The organism is Leptospirales bacterium (genome assembly GCA_019694655.1).
GTDB lineage: Bacteria > Spirochaetota > Leptospiria > Leptospirales > Leptonemataceae > SSF53.
The window spans coordinates 1-16,765 of record JAIBBN010000020.1; the positions used below are offsets into that span (position 1 = coordinate 1).

The following is a 16,765-nucleotide window of genomic DNA, read 5'->3' on the forward strand; positions in this document are numbered from 1 at the left end:
CTCGGCCCTCGGCCTCTCGCTTCGCTCGCGCGGACAGGCGCAATTCTGGAATATGGCAGGGCGCCTGCCGCGACGGCCTTCTGGCACATTGCCGCTTTGCGGCAACGTCGCGTAGCTAGAACGTTATACGCCATTGGCTGCGGTGATTTTGTTATGTTAACTTTTGTTTTAGGTGCCGGATTTTCTCATTCATTCAATCCAGACCTACCTCTTACGAAGGATCTCCTAAGGATCGCAGAAACTCGAGGTCTTTTTCAATCCGACTCCTACAAAGAGCACCTTCAGAGCTATATTCACGAATACTTCAATGGAACATTTGATGACGTCAACTTCGAGGTAGTAGCAACGTTCCTCGTCAATACGCCCCTACCAATTGAAGGTGAAGACGTCGGCCAATTTCGAACTTTATTCGGGTCTCTCATCTCCATTCTGAAGTCCGTGCTTGCCGACCGAAATGTTTTTTCAAAAGCTACCGGCCAGAATCGCGATCGACTACGCAAATGTATCAATCATCTAATTTTCAACAACGCTTACGTGATCACATTCAATTATGATCTTATAGTCGATAACGAGCTTCACAGCACAGATCATTGGTTTCCAGCAACTGGCTACGGTCCGACATTGGATTTTCCTCCCCACTTTATCCCTAATTCATCGCTTCAGCCATTGCTAACCAAGTTTTACAAGAAGAGCAATGTTCAGGTTCTAAAGCTACACGGATCATTTAACTGGGGCACTCCGCACCTCCCTTATCCCGGGATCCCTCAGAATGTATTCCTCGATTTTCCGTACGATCCAGGAGGAAACAAGCGACCATTGGATCCAATTGAAGTAACTCGCTATCTCGACGCGAAATCTTCGAGTCGATTCCACTATTCCACTTATATTGTTCCGCCCATCTACGGAAAACGATTCGAAGATCCTCTTATCACTGATATCTGGTACCGAGCTACACAAAGACTGACTGCCTCTAAGTCCACTTACATAATTGGTTATTCTTTTCCTGAGTCCGATATCACCGCAGAACGTATGTTTCGCGAGAGCCAGCGGAAACCTCTTTCCTTCGGCGCTGCGCGTCAGGTCACAATCGTGGACCCGTCGATTCCTGATTCACGCAAGGAGAGAATTCGTAGCATCTTTTTCAATTCCAATGTGCAATTCGAGGAGATGGATGCGTTTGCGTTTCTTGAAAAACTCACCGCAGCCAACGGCGTATAACTTCCGTTCCCCGCTCCGCGCCTTCGCTACACTGCGTTTCGCTCCGGTGCTCGGTCCTGACACTCTCAGCAAACGGCTCACACGTTCGCCTTTTTGCTTCGCGCGGGTGCGCGCGGATTTAGGAATACTAGAAGCGCGCGCACCGCGCCGTGTTGCGGACAAATTGCGCTTCGCGCAACTTCGGGGAACTAAATACGTTACGCGAAATGCCGCCCTTGGTGCTTTCCCCAGCATTTGTCTTGTCAAAATTTTGAGATTGCAAAAAGTGTGCTTCTCCGACAATGATGTAAAGAATTATGTCCCCTAAATGGAGACTTGTCGCGTGTATAGCATATAAGTAGGTGTCTATGCCTTTGATCCCTGATTTCGATCCCGTCGCAGTTCAGAAAGCCATTGAGAAAGTCTTTGCCGAAGAGAAAAACGAGGCTCCTCGATATAATCCGTTTCTTCTCCTTGAACCCGATGCCGAATTTGATGCAATGATTGCAGAGAATGCAAAGGAGCAATCCATAAAGCAACTTCTGGGAAAGTGATTTGGACACTGAACTGACCCGGAAGGTTCGGGATTACTTTCTCGCGCGCGACAAAATCGACAAGATCCTCGAGGACAATAGCGCTGAAATCCAGCGAAACCTCAAGATCGTTGTGGGATACCGTGTTGAGATCTTCCATGCGCTGATGAATCAATGGTCTCGTCACGTCGAAGCATTGGGGTACCCTTTTTCGGAGCTTGTTTCAGTCGGCCCGCTTGATGCTGCGCTCGCCGGAGCGTACACCGAATACATTCGGTACGTATTTTACTACCGGTTCGCCAACAATTTGCCGCGTAATATCATTTATAGGAAGATTTTTTCCTTTGAATTTTACTATTTCCACAAACGCCACGTCCTTCAACGCAGGGATGACGCTCCGCAAGCACCTTTGGACGATCTCTCTCCGGATGCCAGATTATTCCATCTCTCGCCATTGGCCCATTTTTTTGCCTACCGGCTCCTCAAGGAATTTCGGCTCGTGAAAATCGACCTGCCGGAAGCAGTCACACTCTTTCGGCGAGTGCAGGGCATTGTCACGCAAAAGGTCCTCGATTTTGTAGCTCGTGATGGAAGTGCAGAAACGCAACACGATTCATTCCGGATTTTTCTGAACCAACCGGGCAATGAAGATATCAGAAGCGTCTTCGATGTTATCGAAGACGAAAAATATCCACGGCGTCAACCAAACCTCTTTGAAATATAGGGCGGCACGTTCGCATAACTTCCGGGTAACCGCTGCGCCCTCGACAGGCTCGGGCTCGGCCGCTCGGCCCTCTCCGCCCAAACGGCTTCGCCTTTTTGGGCTACGTCCGGACACGCGCCGCCTTACGGCAGAATAAATGGCGCGCGCCGGAGCGGGCCTTCGGGCAAATCGTTCGCTTCGCTCACGACTTCGGTTACCCTCTTTCGTTATGCAAAAGGCCGGCATGCGATCTTATCAAGATCTTTGATTAATGAAGGGAGGCAAACAATGCGTTCGAGATTCTTACTGGTAGTCCTCATGAGTATTTTTTCCATATGTCGCGCATCGCCTGTGCGAATTCCAAATGAGGAGGCCGTTGACGTGGCTGCGCGACAACTCAAGCTCACTCTTTTGGAAAACTATCGCTCCTCGGAGAAGAAAACCATAGGTATCGCCTCATTTGCCCGGACAGACTTAATAACGCCGAATGCCGAGTATCGTTCGGTCGTACCAAAGCTTGGCGTTTTATTGGGGAACGCTCTGCAAAACGAGATGTTCGCTCCAGAAACTTTCGACCTGGTCGAACGCCTGCGAATCGAGGAGTTGCTCAAGGAATCCAACTTGTACCAAACAGGCCTCATGGACCCTAACACGCTTCGTTCTGTGCAACTCACCGGGGTCGATTACATACTTCTGGGTACCCTACAGAAGCGCGAGTCAAGTATCCGAGTCGATGCGCGGCTAGTGTCGCTTGATGGCGGCAAAGTGGTTTCGGTGGCCACCGCCATAGTCCCGTTAACCGGCAATGTAGTGCAGCTATACAACGACTACCCGGAGCGATCGTCCACATACACGCACGCGGTAACGGCGAATCAGGGTTGGCAGCAGGTCCAGGCGCCCATTCAGGGCGGTGTCACAGTTGAAGTCACGACAGAGGGGAACTGGTCCATGACCAATGATGGTTATCAATTCGACGGAACGGGAGTTTCAGCGAATCCATCGCGTCATGGTGATTATCGCATCGACCGCAGTTTCAACCATGGCGCCTTGCTCTGTCGCGTAACGGGCCAGCAGACATTCTTTACAGTCGGCAATTCAGACATTCACGGGACGGGCCTCATTGAGTGCACCATTAACGATAAAGACCAGCAAAACAATAGAGGTGCCTTAACCGTTACTTTTAAAATAGCGCCCCTGGATCGTTAAGCCGGTCCTTCGTAGAACTTCACATACACGCTGCGGCGTGCCTTTCGGCACGTCCTCGGCCACTCGTTGCTCTCGCGGAAACATTTCATTTGTTCCGCTCGCGCCGGTGCGCGCAATTTTGGTAAATTGCAAAGGCGCGCACGGCGCCGCCACTCGGGCACATTCGCCGCCGGCGAACGTCGTGTATGCATATCATTGCATGAAATGCTGCGGGGTTTTTAGTTCATGAACAAAGGAGGTAAGGCAGTTCAAAAGGTTTTATGTACATTGATAGAATTATATCAAAAAATTGCCCCTATAAGGATTAGGCAATCTTGCAGATTTGAGCCAACTTGCTCAAACTATATGATTATGGCAATTCACAAATATGGTTCTATAAAAGGTATTTCATTAGGAATAAATCGACTATTCAGATGTCGATATCCTAATGGCGGTCAAGATTGCCCATAAGACAAAAGGAGAAAACAATGGCACAGTTTAACTACAAATGCGTTCCCGTTCCGACTGTACTCGATACAGGAAAGGCTGGAAAGGACCCGCATGGTGCAGCTGTAATTGCTTATCAAAATATAATCAATGAATCTGCAAAAGATGGGTGGGAACTTGTTCAAGCGGATCAGATTTCTTCCGTTCAAAATCCTGGTTGCTTTGCAGGATTATTCGGAATGAAAGCTGAAGCAATGACGTTCAAGTTGCTCATATTTAAAAAAGCAATTTAACGACACCGCGGTAGCACTTCATACAACCAGACTGACGAATAAGTACAGAATTTGAAGCTGCCTGTCCTCGCCTGCCCCTTCGGACAGATCGAGGCGAACTTTTTGGATCGAAGCCAGCCGATTCGACGTTTTTCGCAGGGCGGTGCGCGAATGGCGGCCCGGGCGCACGGATTGCGCGATCACAAACGCCGGAGATCAGCAGCGTTGGCGATCTTTTCGATGTTGTGGACCATGCAATAGAGCAGCCATTGGGCGTTTACTTTTTGTTGACCACGCAGCGTGAAACGATTGAGCCCTTTCTGGAAGGTAATGTTCGCAAACACGGGCTCCACGATGCCCATGCGTTTTGAATAGAGCTGGCGACCGGGTCAGTTTCAGATTGGCGGGTACATCGACAGACTCAACTCTCGATCCCCGCTCCGCGCCTTCGCTGCACTTCGTTCGCCTCCGGTGCTCGGTACTGACACTCTCAACAAACGGCTCACTTTGTTCGCCTGCTTGTTTCGCGCGGGCGCGTGCGGATTTTTGATTATTAGAGCCGCGCGCACCGCGCCGCGCTACGGACAGATTGCGTTGCGCGCAACTTCGGCTACTTAAATACGTGACATGCCATTCCGCGTGAAGAGCAGTGACCTGCCCCCCGCGTGGATACCAGAGTGTCTGTTAGATTTTGCCTATGAGGCCATATGTTGTTGTAAAGCAAATTCCTCCGGGGTCATGTACTTCAATGAGCTGTGGGGGCGCTCCGTGTTGTACTGTTTACGCCAACTTTCGACGGTTCGGCGAACTTCTCGGATGTTCCTGAACCAGTTGCTGTTGAGCAGTTCGTCGCGCACCCTTCCGTTGAAGCTCTCGATGAAAGCGTTCTGAGTCGGCTTCCCCTTCTCGATGAAGTGGAGATCAATACGGTGATCGGTCGCCCAGCTTTGCATCGCTTTGCAGATGAATTCCGGTCCATTATCGACAACAATCTGACCCGGCCGACCGCGGAACTCGATTAATCTTTCAAGCTCCCTGATGACCCGGATCCCCGGCAGAGAGAAGTCCGGCTCCATTGCGAGGGCTTCGCGGGTGCAGTCGTCGATAACATTCAGCAGCCGGAACACGGTTGCGTCATACAGGGTATCGCTCATGAAATCCATCGACCATCGTTCATTGGGCTGTTGTGCCTGCCGCAGCCGGCGTCTGAGGTCCTCGTCGTTTTTCTCTTTCGGTTTGCGCCGGTATGCGGACCGGCCTGCCTGCAAGACACGGCAGGCATGGCGCTCGGTGAGCCCGTGCTTCTTGAGCTGGTCCACGGCCCATCGTCTCCGCGTCCGGCTCACAGCTTTTTTAGAACGGCCCTCGTCGCCTGAATCTCGAGAGCCTGGTTCGCGACGAGACGCTTGAGTTCCGAGTTCTCGTGCTCTAGCTCCTTCATGTGACGCAGGTCGCTCAGCTCCATGCCTCCGTACTTCGCCCTCCAGCGATAGACGGTTTGCTCCGAGATCCCGTGCTTGCGACAGACATCGGTCATCGTCACGCCCGATTCCATTTCCTTCAAAACCCCGTGAATCTGGGGCTCCGTGAAGCGTTTCCTTTTCATCTTAAACCTCTTGTTCCCTTTCACGCTCCGGTACAAGAGGATTTTCTCAGTCCTGTTGGACCCCTTTCAGGGGGGCAGGTCAGCTACGCTCGCAATTTCCGTCAGCGTAACGTCTGCACCATGTGCCGGGTTGGGAGACGGACTATTGAAGAGAACGTCCGTCAGTACCCTTCGGAATGCGCGGCACGTCTACGCTTTCGCTATCTTGCTCAACAACGACAATTTCGAGAATTCCGTCTTCAATATTCAGCGCCTTCCACAAATCGACATATGGTTGGAGCTCATTGAAATTTCCGACCCGATCAGTGAGGTACTGATAAAGGTTCCTCGATGGCACAACCAAGATTCCCACGTTCAGGGCTTTCTTAAGAATACCTAAGGCCATTTTGTTTAGAGCACGATGGCTCGAGGAAATGTTTCCCGTTTCCCATTCCAAGGCTATGATGATGTTGCCGACTCTATTCACCGCATCCAGCTTCCCCGGCCGTACGTTCGTAGCAAGGTCTAGGGGTTGTTCCCTGTCCCAGCCTTGCGCTATTAGTCTTTGAATAAAGCCATCTTTGATAGGAGTGACACCGTTACCTTCGCCCCGCCGCTTCCCACTTTGCGGATGAATCGTAAATTTTCCTGATCCCGGCGGCCAATCAATCCTCCGAATCTCGGACAGCAGATTCTCCCTCAGCCGCGCCCATTCCGCGGAAGTGGAAAAGGGACCGACGTTGAGAAGCGTCTCAATATGAACGATTTTCAAGCCGCTCTCATCCTTCTACGAAGTCTCCGTTCTTGTGCGGTTTCACGTCGTCCGATTTCAGACGTTCCGCAATATCATCCGCATAGTCGATCTCCATGCCGATCCAGTGCCGATGTTTGTACTCGCAAGATACATAAGTCGTTCCGCTGCCACCGAAAGGATCAAGGACCAAGTCTCCGGGCATAGTGGACAGCTCAATAGCGCGATCTGTGATCTTAGTGGACAGTGCGTTTGCAGTTCTATTCTTTGATTTGAACTTCGCGTGTCGCACAGGTGGAACATCGGTCCAAACATCCTTAAGGTTTACGCCCTTCGGATTCATTGCCTTTCGGTGTCCTCCGTAATCCTTGATCTCGCCACCACAATGACGGCACAACTCAATCGGTGTGCGGATCTTCCGGAAGACTCGTGGTTTTCCCTTTGTGAAATACAGAAGGCTGTAGTGGCTTGGGTACAGCCGCCCCTGGATTGGCAACAAGACACTAATTTCCAACGCTATCCAATGCCTAAAGTCCATTCCCAATTCATAGAGAAAGGCGCCGAACAAAATGTTCCACTTCGGAAGATTGTAAAGAAAAAAGGCGCCGCCCGGTTTCAACGTGCGTACGCACTCTCGAATCCACTCTTTGCACCAATCCAAATATTGAGGTTCAGGTCTATTATCATTGGTTCTACTACGATAAACTTTTCCAATGTTGAATGGCGGATCCGCAAAAACGGTGTCGACCGACCCTTCCTTTATCAGCGGCAGCATACTCATGCAATCACCCTCAAACAAAGCGCCCAAATTCGTTGAAAAATAGGGTTTCACAGCCTTTTTGAAAAATGGCCGCGAATCAAAGTGCCCAGGCTTCACCAATCTAAGTTGCTGCGAGCGTGCCATATTGGGACAATTTGCGTTCGGCTCGAGAGAACGTCAAGCAAAGCACACATATGTATAGTATCCGCTATGCCCTCGAGCGCCGCGCATGGCTGACGCTACGCCGCTCCGCGCCCCGGAGCCTGGCAATTGCAGTGTTCGGCCTCTCGTGCTCTTGCGGAAACTTTCCGCTCGCACGAAGCCAGCGCAGACCGGATTACGAGAATGCATCGGTTCGCGCCATACTTCTGGCATATTTGCTCGCCTTACTCGTGAACCTCGGGTAGCTAAAATGTTAGGCGCAAATAGCCCCGCTTGGAATCTGAATAATGAAAAAACTTTGGATCATCGGTGCAATCGTTGGCGGCACTTATCTCTCCACCGTATTGGTCTATGTAATCCACTTTTCAGCGCATGGAGTCTCGGCCGACCCAGCAGACTGGGGGACATTCGGTGACTATCTCGGTGGTGTCGTTAATCCACTTCTATCCTTCGCCACCTTTGTTGGTGTGCTGCTTTCACTGTACTTTACCCATCAAGAACTGCAAGGGGGCCGAGATCAACCTCATATGGAAAGCGCAATTCAATTGTTGGGCTTTTACACAGGTCGTCTGGATACTGTTACCGGGAGCATCATATCTTTGGTTGGGTCAACCGATGGGACCATCTACGCCACCAACCTTCCTCACAGGTCGCAAGTGGGTGTCTTCACAATGAATACCGTTGGCTGGCATGCGCAAGTAGGGACAAAATTGCAAATCGCCATCTATAAGCTTCTCGAACAACTCAACCAATTGTCACCCGGCCATCCGCACCTAGTCTTCTATGCAACCCACAATTGCAATATAGTGAAGAGGTTCTATGAGCAGGGTTGGACGGATCCCAAAGTCTGGGCTCTTGTTGAACGTTTGGCCGACAGGGATCTTGCTCAATGAGCGGGCAATTTCGTCTAAAATGAGTTAAACGAAAGGCCCGTCGTGCTAGCGCGATTTTCGCGCAATGCGGCCGACGAAAGCTATATTCTTCTTTTCTTATGCTGACGGGCGAAGGTCTCCTCTCTTCGGAAAACTTCTCTAGATATGAATGCATTTTCTCAAACAAGCGCCCGATCGATGGCGCCTTGTGATTCGTTCTTTGCGACGGCGCTTCGGACGGCCGCATTGTCTGTCTGCGGCGATAGCTCACGTGATCTGCGCGCGAGGGCCAATCGTTTAACTCCCGCTACGCGCTACGCTCCTCGGCTTCGCCTGCGGTGCTCGGCCCTCGGCCTCTCGCTGCGCTCGCGCGGACAGGCGCTATTCTGGAATATGGCAGGGCGCCTGCCGCGACGGCCTTCTGGCACATTGCCGCTTCGCGGCAACGTCGCGTAGCTAGAACGTTATGCGAAACGGTCCGCTGATATGAAGATACCGGCCAGAACAAATTTACTCGCTCTCCTTGCTTGTGGTCAAATCTACGGCCAGGATCCTCGTACAAGATCGATTTCGGCCGACGGCGTTCGCATCAGAACGGAACCGTCGCTGTCAGGAAATGTCATTGGTTCATATAACAAGGGCGACACTGTTATTGAACTTGAAAGAACTCATGACTTGCAAACTATTGATGGCAGGACAGCTGTCTGGGTGAAGGTTATTCGTGCCTGTTCAAATCCAGGGTGGGTTTTCGGTGCCTTTGTTGCGCCGGAAAATCTTGGAGTCGATTTCGCTTTTTCGGCCGCCGGAGCAGTTGAAAGGTCGAATCCGACTCTGGCCATTGCAGAATATGGGGAGATCATCCAAAATTTTCCACACGCACAGCGCTCAGAAGGTTGCCATGGCCTGTACTCCGCCTCACGAGAAGCCCAGTATCGAATGGATCTGATAACTTGCCGTCTCACAGCAAACCACGCAAATCTTACGCTGGCACAATTTGCTGAGATCATCAAAGCCGGAGTCCGTACGCAAAATGCACCGCAGTTGCAAACTCTCCTGAGCTGTGATTTTTCAATTCGAACCGGACCTTTACAATTGCAATTTCTACCATCGCAAGGCATCGCTGAGGTATTAAAGCTTTTTTCTGAAAATCCTGCCGATATGGAAAACATCTCTGTAACACCCAGTGAAATTCGTATTGAGTACGTTCGCCAGAGAGGCCACTTTTTCAGAATTCTTGTTACTGAAGAAAATGGAAAGCTTGTCTGGAGCAGTTTTTGTGCGGACTGCTGAGCAGCTCGCCGCATCGCATAGCTTCGGGTAAACGCTCCGCTCCTTGCGCCCAATACGGCGCTCCGGTGTTTGGTCCTGGCCCTCTCCGCAAAACCGTCTCACTCCGTTCGCCTCGTTTTGCTCCGTGCGGACGCGCGCGATTCTGAAAAAAGAATCGCGCCCGTCGCACCGGGCTGCGGAGAAATTGGCCTTCGGCCAACTTCGTTTACCCTAATTCGTTATGCGAAATTCCGCGCGAAGGGGAACCGCTATCTTGCTGAAACCGCAGGCCGCCAGTTCATATCGAGTTTCTTTCGCTTCGCGGCACAATCGGCCAAATACAGGTTGATCAGATTTTGATACGGGATTCCCGTCTCTTCTGCCATCCTCTTGAAATAACCCACCGTATCCACATCGAGCCGGATCGTCACAGGTCGGCGAAGTTTTTTTGCATAAGGATTCTTCTTGGATTTGCTGAAGTCGTATTCTTTCCTCATAAAAGCTCCTCGTATTGCCGGCTCTCCGGCCTCGTTGCCTTCCGGGCGGAAATGATCCGGATTACTTCGTCACTTTCACGGTAACAATGAACGACGACCAGCAGCCGTACATCGTGTGAAAGACCGAGCAAAACGAACCTATCCTCCCCGTCGGAATGGTCAGGATCGGGCATGAAGCGCGCATTCTCGTCATGAAAAACGCTCTGGCCCTCTTGAACCAGACTCCGTGCTTTCGGAAGTTCGCGCGGTTCTTCGCCTCGTCCCATTCGAACCGTAACTCCATATGTATACTGTCAATATGATAGCAATACGCATGCGGTCAAGCAAACGATTTCGAGCGGAACTGCGTATGGCTTCCGGCCAACAGCTCCGCTCCTCGGCTTCGCCTGCGGTGCTCGGCCGCTTGGCCCTCTCCGCCCAAACGGCTCATTTCATTCGTCTTTTTGCGCTCGTCTGGACACGCACCGCCCTGGCGTGCTGAAAATATGGCGCGTGCCGGAGCGGTCCTTCGGGCACATTGCTCGCACCGTCGTTTAGCCTGTTCCGTCAAACGAAAGGCCCGGTTCAGGGGTTACAATGAGTCCAAAACCCAAGAAAGTTTCCCAATCGAAGCTTTTGCCGCTGGCGAAGCCCTATGCGCCGCCTAGCCCGCTCACCGCGCTGGAGAAAAAAGCCATCATCATTGCCGTGGAATCCGCGTTCATGAAACTTCGCAATCTTTATGAGCGGATAACTCCGGTGTTCGATCAATATGGGTTCAAAGCCCCCTCCGCTGGTGTGATTGCGCGCGATTTGTCGGAGAAGATCGAAACCTCTATCATTCAGCACTGTAAAACCTTCCACCGTGGCCTTGGCTTTGCGGATCTCGCTCGCGGGAAAGATCGTTGGGAAGTTAAAATATGCAAGAATGGCGGTCTCGCCATCAATCAATCTGCTGTTATAAAAGGGGAAAACTACATCGTCGTTAACTATCACCGTGAGACCGAAATAAAGAAAATTTTCATTCTCTGGGCGGCGCAAGATGAGTTCTTTTCAGAACGCAAGCGAAATGCGAATATCCGCCACATGCGTGGAGACGCGGCAAAAGCCCACATCGAAACGATTTTCCCGATCTAACTCGAACCGGGCGCATCGTACAACTTCACATTCACGCTGCGACGTGCCTTGCGGTACGTCCTCGGCCACGCGGGACTCTCGCGGAAACATTTCATTGTTTCTGCTCGCGCCGGTGCGCGCAATTTTGGCAAATTGCTAAGGCGCGCACGGCTGTAATCCGGCCCCGCTACTCGGGCACATGCTCGCTTTGCTCGCACGTCGGTTAGCTCACTACGTTAGCAGAAATGTCCTGCCGAGAGAAAAATCATCCGGCAAAGTCCATACCGGTGATCATGAGAGCTGCCACGCCGCTTCACACGCCATACGCAACACTTTTTGATGCTACAGCAGGAGGGCCTAACGTGCTTGCCGAAACGCAGAGGTCAGGTTTTCCTAGCGCTGGTGCCAGTATCCCCGAATTCAACGCTGGCCGAGATCGCCAATTTATCCATAGACGAGCAATTGGATGCGCTCTCCACTATCTGGGACACAATTGTTGCAAAAGAACCAGTAGATGTGCAAGATGATGTTCGGGACTTACTGGAGCGTCGGCTGGCGGAAGATGCTGAAAAACCTGGCATTCCCTGGCAAGATTTGAAGGCCCAGCTCCTCGCCCGGCTACGGTGACATATTCCCTTTCCGTCTTTGCGGTTATCCACGAAAGTCGACAGTTTCGAAGAATCCTGCGTTAGCGCTGAAACGCCGGGGCATTTCACCGAACTCTCGCTACCAGCTCCGCCCTTCGCGGCACTTCGTTTCGCTACGGTGTTCGGTCCTGGCACTCTCAGCATACGGCTCGTTTCGTTCGCCTTCTTCCTTCGCGCGGTTGCGCGCGGATTTGGGAATATTGGAAGCGCGCGCACCGCGCCGTGCGGCGGACAAATTTGCGCTTCGCGCAAACTTCAGATACACGAACACGTCATACGCAATTGCGCCACTCGGAATAGAAATACTTGACACCCTATCCAATAGGGTATACATTGTTCTGTGACCAGGGAATTTGTCATCCTTGCGGAATTTGACAAGCAATGGGCTCGATTAGGCTTAACAGACGATGATTTACTGGAGCTACAATACTCTCTCTGTCATCATCCAGATGCGGGTAAGGTGGTCTCCGGAACGGGTGGTTTGAGAAAGCTGCGATGGGCGCTTCCTGGTCGCGGAAAACGAGGTGGAGCTAGAGTTGCATACGTGGATATCGTGCTGAAAGAAACAATCTACCTGGTCACGGTTTATCCTAAGAATGAAAAGGATGATCTCTCTGAGACAGAGAAAAAACAGATTCGTAGCTTCATCAAAGCCCTTGCAGGAGAGAAATCATGAAAAAGCAATCAGTTGCTGAAAGCATCCTCAAAGGTCTCGGTGAGGCAGTTCAGTATGAAGCAGGAAAAAAGTCTGCGGGCAGAACTGTAACCATCAAAATCGCGCCACTTCCGAAAATAAGTCGTCAAAAGATTAAGAAGATTCGTGAAAATCTTCATCTTTCTCAACGGCGCTTCGCTGATGTCCTTGGTGTTTCGATCAAAACGGTGGAAGCATGGGAATCCGGTCGGAACAAACCAGCTGGCTCCTCAATTCGACTTTTACAAATTATTGAGAGGCAACCAAAGGTTGTCGGAGAATTCGCTGCAGCAAAATAAGAGCGGCGCAACTGCGTATCACTCTCGTTACAAGCTCCGCCCTTCGTTGCACTTCGTTTCGCTACGGTGTTCGGTCCTGGCGCTCTCAGCAAACGGCTCGTTTCGTTCGTCTTTTTGTCTCGCGCGGTTGCGCGCAGTTTCGGAACATAAGAAGCGTGCGCACCGCGCCGTGCGGCGGACAAATGCACCTTGCGCGCTTCTGGTAACTTCACACGTTAGGCGCCATTGGCCAGCGTCTGAAGCCCTATATATGCTTAGGGGCCAGCCAGAACATGGGTATCCTCCTTCAGATGACGCACGATGGCGTTCGACCTGATCGTCTCATCTCCCTGATCTCTGAAACCCTCTTCCTGCTCGAAGACGAACTTCAGCGCAACTCGCCCACGCCAGCTGACGATACCCTCATCTGGACATTGGCCGCCGAAGCGGCCCTTCTCCTCGAGCAGATTACGAACGCCTTCCCAGCATTACAACTTCAGGGGAATATTGCATTCGTTCGCGCTGCTATCGCCAGGCGCCAGCCGGCTGAGAACATCGCGTTCTTCCTGGCTCGGTCTTTCGATGCCGTCAGGGCGCCCGTAGCCGATCTCTCCGAAGCCGATGTTTCCCGTTTGAGCGCTCCAGTAGAAGCCTTTGTAAGCGCCATCGCGCCCCTGCTATCGGGCCGCTGGTTATCGAAATGCTGGCCAACAGCGGATAACTTCCGGATACCTGCGGCGTCGGCACTGTCGCGCCTCCCTGGGTCTGCGCCCTCTACGGCCAAACGGCTCACGTCGTTTTTCTCATTGGCCTCCGTCCGGATGCGCGCCGTTTGGCGGCAGAATAGATGGCGCGCACCGGATCGGGCTGGACCGCATTTCGCCACCGACGGAACGCCGGCTATCCTCTCCGTTATACGCCCTGAACAACTTGGGGGAAGGATCTTGTGAACAACAGTCATATTCTCGCAGTCGCCCTGGTCTTCGCGAGCTTCTGCAAACCAAGCAGCCTCCCGTCCACAGATCCGCGCAGTGAAGCTGTGGGCTCCTTTGTGCCATACGAGGTGAACCACTTCGTACGCGTCATTGCGAAATCAGGCCTCAATATCCGCGAGCACGCGTCGACGACGGCCGCCGTTGAGATCACCATTCCGTACCCGGTTCATTTTCGCTTGCTGGGTTGCAGTTCCGAATCGACGCTCGTCGATGGAAAGTCAGGGCATTGGTGTTATGCCAATTATTTTCTTCATTCCCGTTCAGGCCATTCAACGGAAATTTCCGGCTGGGTCTTCGACGCGTACATAGGTGCGCCAGACTATCCTGCCGCGCATCTCAATCCTTCTAAGTTCACGGGCGGATGCATCGGCGTCGGGTGCTTTGTTTGCGATGCAAAGGCCTTTGATCCCGACGGAACTTACTGGGATTCGGCATATTGCGATGTGCCGGCGTTCAGAGGACGCTGGTCAACAAATGTCGATTCAATTCGCGCCTGTATGTCACCTGATTGCGACGAAAAAACTTCGCCCGATATGACTTTTTCACTTGCAGGGAGCAGGCTTGCGCTACGATGCTTGACGCCGATGTGCGAGCAAGTACACGGATCGGCCGAATACTTCGAATCAATTCAGTATTGGGAACCCCATGGATTTGGGAGAAAATGAGTTGTTCACGGCGCATAACTCGCGTTACCCTATGGGCTGAATAAATGCGCGTAGCGGACCGCCCATCAACCGCCTCCGGACTGCGGCCGGACATCCTGTAGCCTGTTCCGTCATGCGACATTGTACTCCGAGCCTATCGCAAGCTCTGCTGCCTCTTCTGGCGCTCTTCGTCTTATTTGAAGCATCGGGGTGTCGGAGAATGGTGGCACAGCTCCACCGGCCGCTGGATAGCTTGTCTGCGGCTCTCGCTCGCGTTAAATTTCGACAGATCAAGCAACGCTCTGCGGCGGATGTGTCTTCTGCCCTTCGGGCCTGTTCGGGTTTTGACATATCCGAACCTCGGACCGTCTACGCATCATTCCTTGCCGAAACTGTTTTTCCGCCCCTCTACATCTGGGCGGAATCATTTCGATTTGAACCCAACCTTCGATTGCCCGCCATCGGACAGAAGACGAGCGATCAATTCTTGGACGATTTTCAGAAGCTTAGCTCCCAACCGTTTCCGGGCGACTTCGCGCCGCCGAACTTGGTCCTCGCGCGCTCGGTCTACTTCCAGGGCTCCGGACAGTTTCCCGACGGCCCTGTGTGCGGTCTCCACCTCATCGTGGACACGCAGTCCGGGGACGCGTTCTCATGGATTGACGAGGGGTGGAACTGAGCAATCCCGCAGTACTCCCCATGCGCCGCCTGTGCCGATATGAGCATGCCGTAACACCCCGGGGTGCAACTCCGCATAACCAGACTGACGGATAAGTACAGAATTTGAAGCTGCCTGTCCTCGCCTGCCCCTTCGGACAGATCGAGGCGAACTTTTTGGATCGGAGTCAGGCAATTCGACGTTTTTCGCAGGGCGGTGCGCGAATGGCGGCCCGGGCGCACGGATTGCGCGATCACAAACGCCGGAGATCAGCAGCGTTGGCGATCTTTTCAATGTTGTGGACCATGCAATAGAGCAGCCATTGGGCGTTGCCTTTTTGCTTCACGCGCTCGCGCGCTGGTTTCGGAATATTCGAAGCGCGCGCGCCGCGCAGTGTTTCGGGCAAATTCGCTTCGCTTCGCTTGCAAACTTCGGCTAGCTATAACGTTATCTGACATTTGCCCCGCAGGAAGCGCGGTCATCCGTGGCCGCGAGAGAACGCCAACTCTTTGATTTGACAGATTCCACGGATTGAATAACATTGCATCAGATTGTAGCGGATGTACTCAGATGCCCAAAACCATAACCCTTCGCGTCGATGAACGCCTTTACAGGGCCCTCAAGCTGGCTGCCGGAGCTCAAAACCGCACACTTTCAAACTATGTCGAAACGGCCGCCCGGAGCTATCTTGTGGAGGATCAGTTTGTCTCCGATGAAGAAATGAACGAGATCCTGGCCGACCCTTCTTTCCAGACGAATTTCAAAGCCGCGCTTCAGGACATCAAGAAAGGCAGAATCAAGCGTGTCCTCTGAATACGCCGTATTCGAAACTGAAGTCTATGCCAAATCGCTGAAGAAGCTCAAAATCAGTAACCTCTCCGGCAAGCTTCTGCGAACTGTCTATCCGTCTCTTAAGAGGTCGCCACATGCTGGACCAAACATCAAAAAACTCAAAGGTGAATTCCCTTTCGCTTATCGCTACCGTATTGGACGCTACCGAATTACTTATGTCATTGACGACGATGCCAGAGCGGTTTATCTCACCAATATCCAGCACCGGAAAGATGCTTTCCGGTGAAAAACGCCATCCGTGGCTTACTGCTTATGTGGAATAGCGATCTCGGTGCGGGGCAAACGGCAGATAACCAGACTGGCGACTAAGTACAGAATTTGAGGCTGCCTATCCTCGCTCCGCCCTTTGGGACAGATTCAGGCGAACTTTCTGGATCCGATTCAGGCGAATCGAAGTTTTTTGCGGTGCGACGCTCGAATAGCTGCTCGCGCCCACGGACTGCGTTTTCACAAACGCCGGATATCAGCGGCGTTGGTGATCTTTTCGGTGTTGTGGACCATGGAGTAGCGCAGCCATTGCGCGTTGACCTCTTGTCGTCCGTACGGCGCGTCGATCCTTGCCATCTAGCGGCTGCCACGGAGTGCGTCTGGCCAGGCTGCCGAATAAGTAAGCAAATTTGATCTTGCCTATCCTCGTCCCGTGCTTTCGGGGCAAGCCGCGCCGGTATT

Annotated in this window: 20 protein-coding genes and 2 pseudogenes; 16 read left to right on the plus strand and 6 right to left on the minus strand. The window is 52.3% G+C overall.

From position 1 onward, the window contains the following. The 6 genes from K1X75_16900 to K1X75_16925 all read left to right on the plus strand — a co-directional run. Positions 1-1,218 (plus strand): hypothetical protein (locus K1X75_16900; protein MBX7059746.1); only part of this gene is annotated, 1,218 nt, incomplete at its 5' end. Between the two features lie 347 nt (positions 1,219-1,565). Further along, a complete protein-coding gene (locus K1X75_16905) occupies positions 1,566-1,751 on the plus strand; it encodes a hypothetical protein (GenBank protein ID MBX7059747.1) in 186 nt (61 codons plus the stop codon). 1 nt (position 1,752) lies between these two features. After that, the gene (locus tag K1X75_16910; GenBank protein ID MBX7059748.1) at positions 1,753-2,454 is read left to right on the plus strand and encodes a hypothetical protein; all 702 of its coding nucleotides are present in this window, start codon (positions 1,753-1,755) and stop codon (positions 2,452-2,454) included. A 267-nt stretch (positions 2,455-2,721) separates the two neighbouring features. Further along, positions 2,722-3,639 (plus strand): CsgG/HfaB family protein, encoded by a 918-nt coding sequence (locus tag K1X75_16915; protein MBX7059749.1) that lies wholly within the window; start codon positions 2,722-2,724, stop codon positions 3,637-3,639. A 225-nt stretch (positions 3,640-3,864) separates the two neighbouring features. After that, positions 3,865-4,089, plus strand: a complete 225-nt coding sequence (gene yidD / locus K1X75_16920; protein ID MBX7059750.1) for a membrane protein insertion efficiency factor YidD — start codon at positions 3,865-3,867, stop codon at positions 4,087-4,089. A gap of 17 nt (positions 4,090-4,106) precedes the next feature. Then, positions 4,107-4,358, plus strand: coding sequence for a DUF4177 domain-containing protein (locus tag K1X75_16925; GenBank protein ID MBX7059751.1), 252 nt, complete (start codon positions 4,107-4,109; stop codon positions 4,356-4,358). Between the two features lie 179 nt (positions 4,359-4,537). On the opposite strand, the gene K1X75_16930 is transcribed toward K1X75_16925, so the two are convergent. From K1X75_16930 to K1X75_16945, 4 genes and pseudogenes are all read right to left on the minus strand, one after another. Further along, a complete protein-coding gene (locus K1X75_16930; GenBank protein MBX7059752.1) occupies positions 4,538-4,690 on the minus strand; it encodes a transposase in 153 nt (50 codons plus the stop codon). 342 nt (positions 4,691-5,032) lie between these two features. Continuing rightward, positions 5,033-5,943 (minus strand): annotated as a pseudogene (locus K1X75_16935) (IS3 family transposase). 142 nt (positions 5,944-6,085) lie between these two features. Then, on the minus strand, positions 6,086-6,694 hold the full coding sequence (locus K1X75_16940; protein MBX7059753.1) for a hypothetical protein: 609 nt from the start codon (positions 6,692-6,694) through the stop codon (positions 6,086-6,088). 7 nt (positions 6,695-6,701) lie between these two features. Further along, complete coding sequence (locus K1X75_16945; GenBank protein MBX7059754.1) at positions 6,702-7,577, minus strand: site-specific DNA-methyltransferase; 876 nt, start codon at positions 7,575-7,577, stop codon at positions 6,702-6,704. A gap of 305 nt (positions 7,578-7,882) precedes the next feature. Here K1X75_16945 and K1X75_16950 point away from each other — a divergent pair, with 305 nt between their 5' ends. Continuing rightward, the gene (locus tag K1X75_16950; GenBank protein ID MBX7059755.1) at positions 7,883-8,488 is read left to right on the plus strand and encodes a hypothetical protein; all 606 of its coding nucleotides are present in this window, start codon (positions 7,883-7,885) and stop codon (positions 8,486-8,488) included. A 465-nt stretch (positions 8,489-8,953) separates the two neighbouring features. Next, complete coding sequence (locus K1X75_16955; GenBank protein ID MBX7059756.1) at positions 8,954-9,757, plus strand: SH3 domain-containing protein; 804 nt, start codon at positions 8,954-8,956, stop codon at positions 9,755-9,757. Between the two features lie 248 nt (positions 9,758-10,005). Here the strand turns inward: K1X75_16955 and K1X75_16960 are convergent, their stop codons facing one another. Together K1X75_16960 and K1X75_16965 are read right to left on the minus strand one after the other, a co-directional pair. Then, positions 10,006-10,233, minus strand: a complete 228-nt coding sequence (locus tag K1X75_16960) for a BrnA antitoxin family protein (GenBank protein MBX7059757.1) — start codon at positions 10,231-10,233, stop codon at positions 10,006-10,008. Beyond that, positions 10,230-10,516 (minus strand): annotated as a pseudogene (locus tag K1X75_16965) (BrnT family toxin). The gene K1X75_16960 and the pseudogene K1X75_16965 overlap by 4 nt, the downstream one beginning before the upstream one ends. Before the next feature lie 293 nt (positions 10,517-10,809). Here K1X75_16965 and K1X75_16970 point away from each other — a divergent pair. From K1X75_16970 to K1X75_17005, 8 genes are all read left to right on the plus strand, one after another. Continuing rightward, positions 10,810-11,349, plus strand: a complete 540-nt coding sequence (locus tag K1X75_16970) for a hypothetical protein (protein ID MBX7059758.1) — start codon at positions 10,810-10,812, stop codon at positions 11,347-11,349. A gap of 381 nt (positions 11,350-11,730) precedes the next feature. Next, positions 11,731-11,955, plus strand: coding sequence for a hypothetical protein (locus K1X75_16975; protein MBX7059759.1), 225 nt, complete (start codon positions 11,731-11,733; stop codon positions 11,953-11,955). Positions 11,956-12,315: 360 nt separating this feature from the next. Beyond that, the gene (locus tag K1X75_16980) at positions 12,316-12,651 is read left to right on the plus strand and encodes a type II toxin-antitoxin system RelE/ParE family toxin (GenBank protein ID MBX7059760.1); all 336 of its coding nucleotides are present in this window, start codon (positions 12,316-12,318) and stop codon (positions 12,649-12,651) included. Continuing rightward, positions 12,648-12,968, plus strand: coding sequence for a type II toxin-antitoxin system MqsA family antitoxin (locus tag K1X75_16985; GenBank protein ID MBX7059761.1), 321 nt, complete (start codon positions 12,648-12,650; stop codon positions 12,966-12,968). The genes K1X75_16980 and K1X75_16985 overlap by 4 nt, the downstream gene beginning before the upstream one ends. Positions 12,969-13,240: 272 nt before the next feature. Continuing rightward, a complete protein-coding gene (locus tag K1X75_16990) occupies positions 13,241-13,897 on the plus strand; it encodes a hypothetical protein (protein MBX7059762.1) in 657 nt (218 codons plus the stop codon). Then, a complete protein-coding gene (locus tag K1X75_16995) occupies positions 13,894-14,607 on the plus strand; it encodes a hypothetical protein (GenBank protein MBX7059763.1) in 714 nt (237 codons plus the stop codon). The genes K1X75_16990 and K1X75_16995 overlap by 4 nt, the downstream gene beginning before the upstream one ends. A 1,207-nt stretch (positions 14,608-15,814) precedes the next feature. Beyond that, complete coding sequence (locus K1X75_17000) at positions 15,815-16,057, plus strand: CopG family transcriptional regulator (GenBank protein MBX7059764.1); 243 nt, start codon at positions 15,815-15,817, stop codon at positions 16,055-16,057. Further along, positions 16,047-16,322 (plus strand): type II toxin-antitoxin system RelE/ParE family toxin, encoded by a 276-nt coding sequence (locus K1X75_17005; protein MBX7059765.1) that lies wholly within the window; start codon positions 16,047-16,049, stop codon positions 16,320-16,322. The genes K1X75_17000 and K1X75_17005 overlap by 11 nt, the downstream gene beginning before the upstream one ends. Positions 16,323-16,765 lie beyond the last annotated feature (443 nt).

Coding starts and splice junctions, on each gene's coding strand:
- K1X75_16970 (MBX7059758.1), top strand. CDS start 10,810: ATGAGTCCAAAACCCAAGAAAGTTTCCCAATCGAAGCTTTTGCCGCTG.
- K1X75_16905 (MBX7059747.1), top strand. CDS start 1,566: ATGCCTTTGATCCCTGATTTCGATCCCGTCGCAGTTCAGAAAGCCATT.
- K1X75_16945 (MBX7059754.1), bottom strand. CDS start 7,577: ATGGCACGCTCGCAGCAACTTAGATTGGTGAAGCCTGGGCACTTTGAT.
- K1X75_16915 (MBX7059749.1), top strand. CDS start 2,722: ATGCGTTCGAGATTCTTACTGGTAGTCCTCATGAGTATTTTTTCCATA.
- K1X75_16950 (MBX7059755.1), top strand. CDS start 7,883: ATGAAAAAACTTTGGATCATCGGTGCAATCGTTGGCGGCACTTATCTC.
- yidD (MBX7059750.1), top strand. CDS start 3,865: ATGAACAAAGGAGGTAAGGCAGTTCAAAAGGTTTTATGTACATTGATA.
- K1X75_16925 (MBX7059751.1), top strand. CDS start 4,107: ATGGCACAGTTTAACTACAAATGCGTTCCCGTTCCGACTGTACTCGAT.
- K1X75_16990 (MBX7059762.1), top strand. CDS start 13,241: ATGGGTATCCTCCTTCAGATGACGCACGATGGCGTTCGACCTGATCGT.
- K1X75_16960 (MBX7059757.1), bottom strand. CDS start 10,233: ATGAGGAAAGAATACGACTTCAGCAAATCCAAGAAGAATCCTTATGCA.
- K1X75_16985 (MBX7059761.1), top strand. CDS start 12,648: ATGAAAAAGCAATCAGTTGCTGAAAGCATCCTCAAAGGTCTCGGTGAG.
- K1X75_16955 (MBX7059756.1), top strand. CDS start 8,954: ATGAAGATACCGGCCAGAACAAATTTACTCGCTCTCCTTGCTTGTGGT.
- K1X75_17000 (MBX7059764.1), top strand. CDS start 15,815: ATGCCCAAAACCATAACCCTTCGCGTCGATGAACGCCTTTACAGGGCC.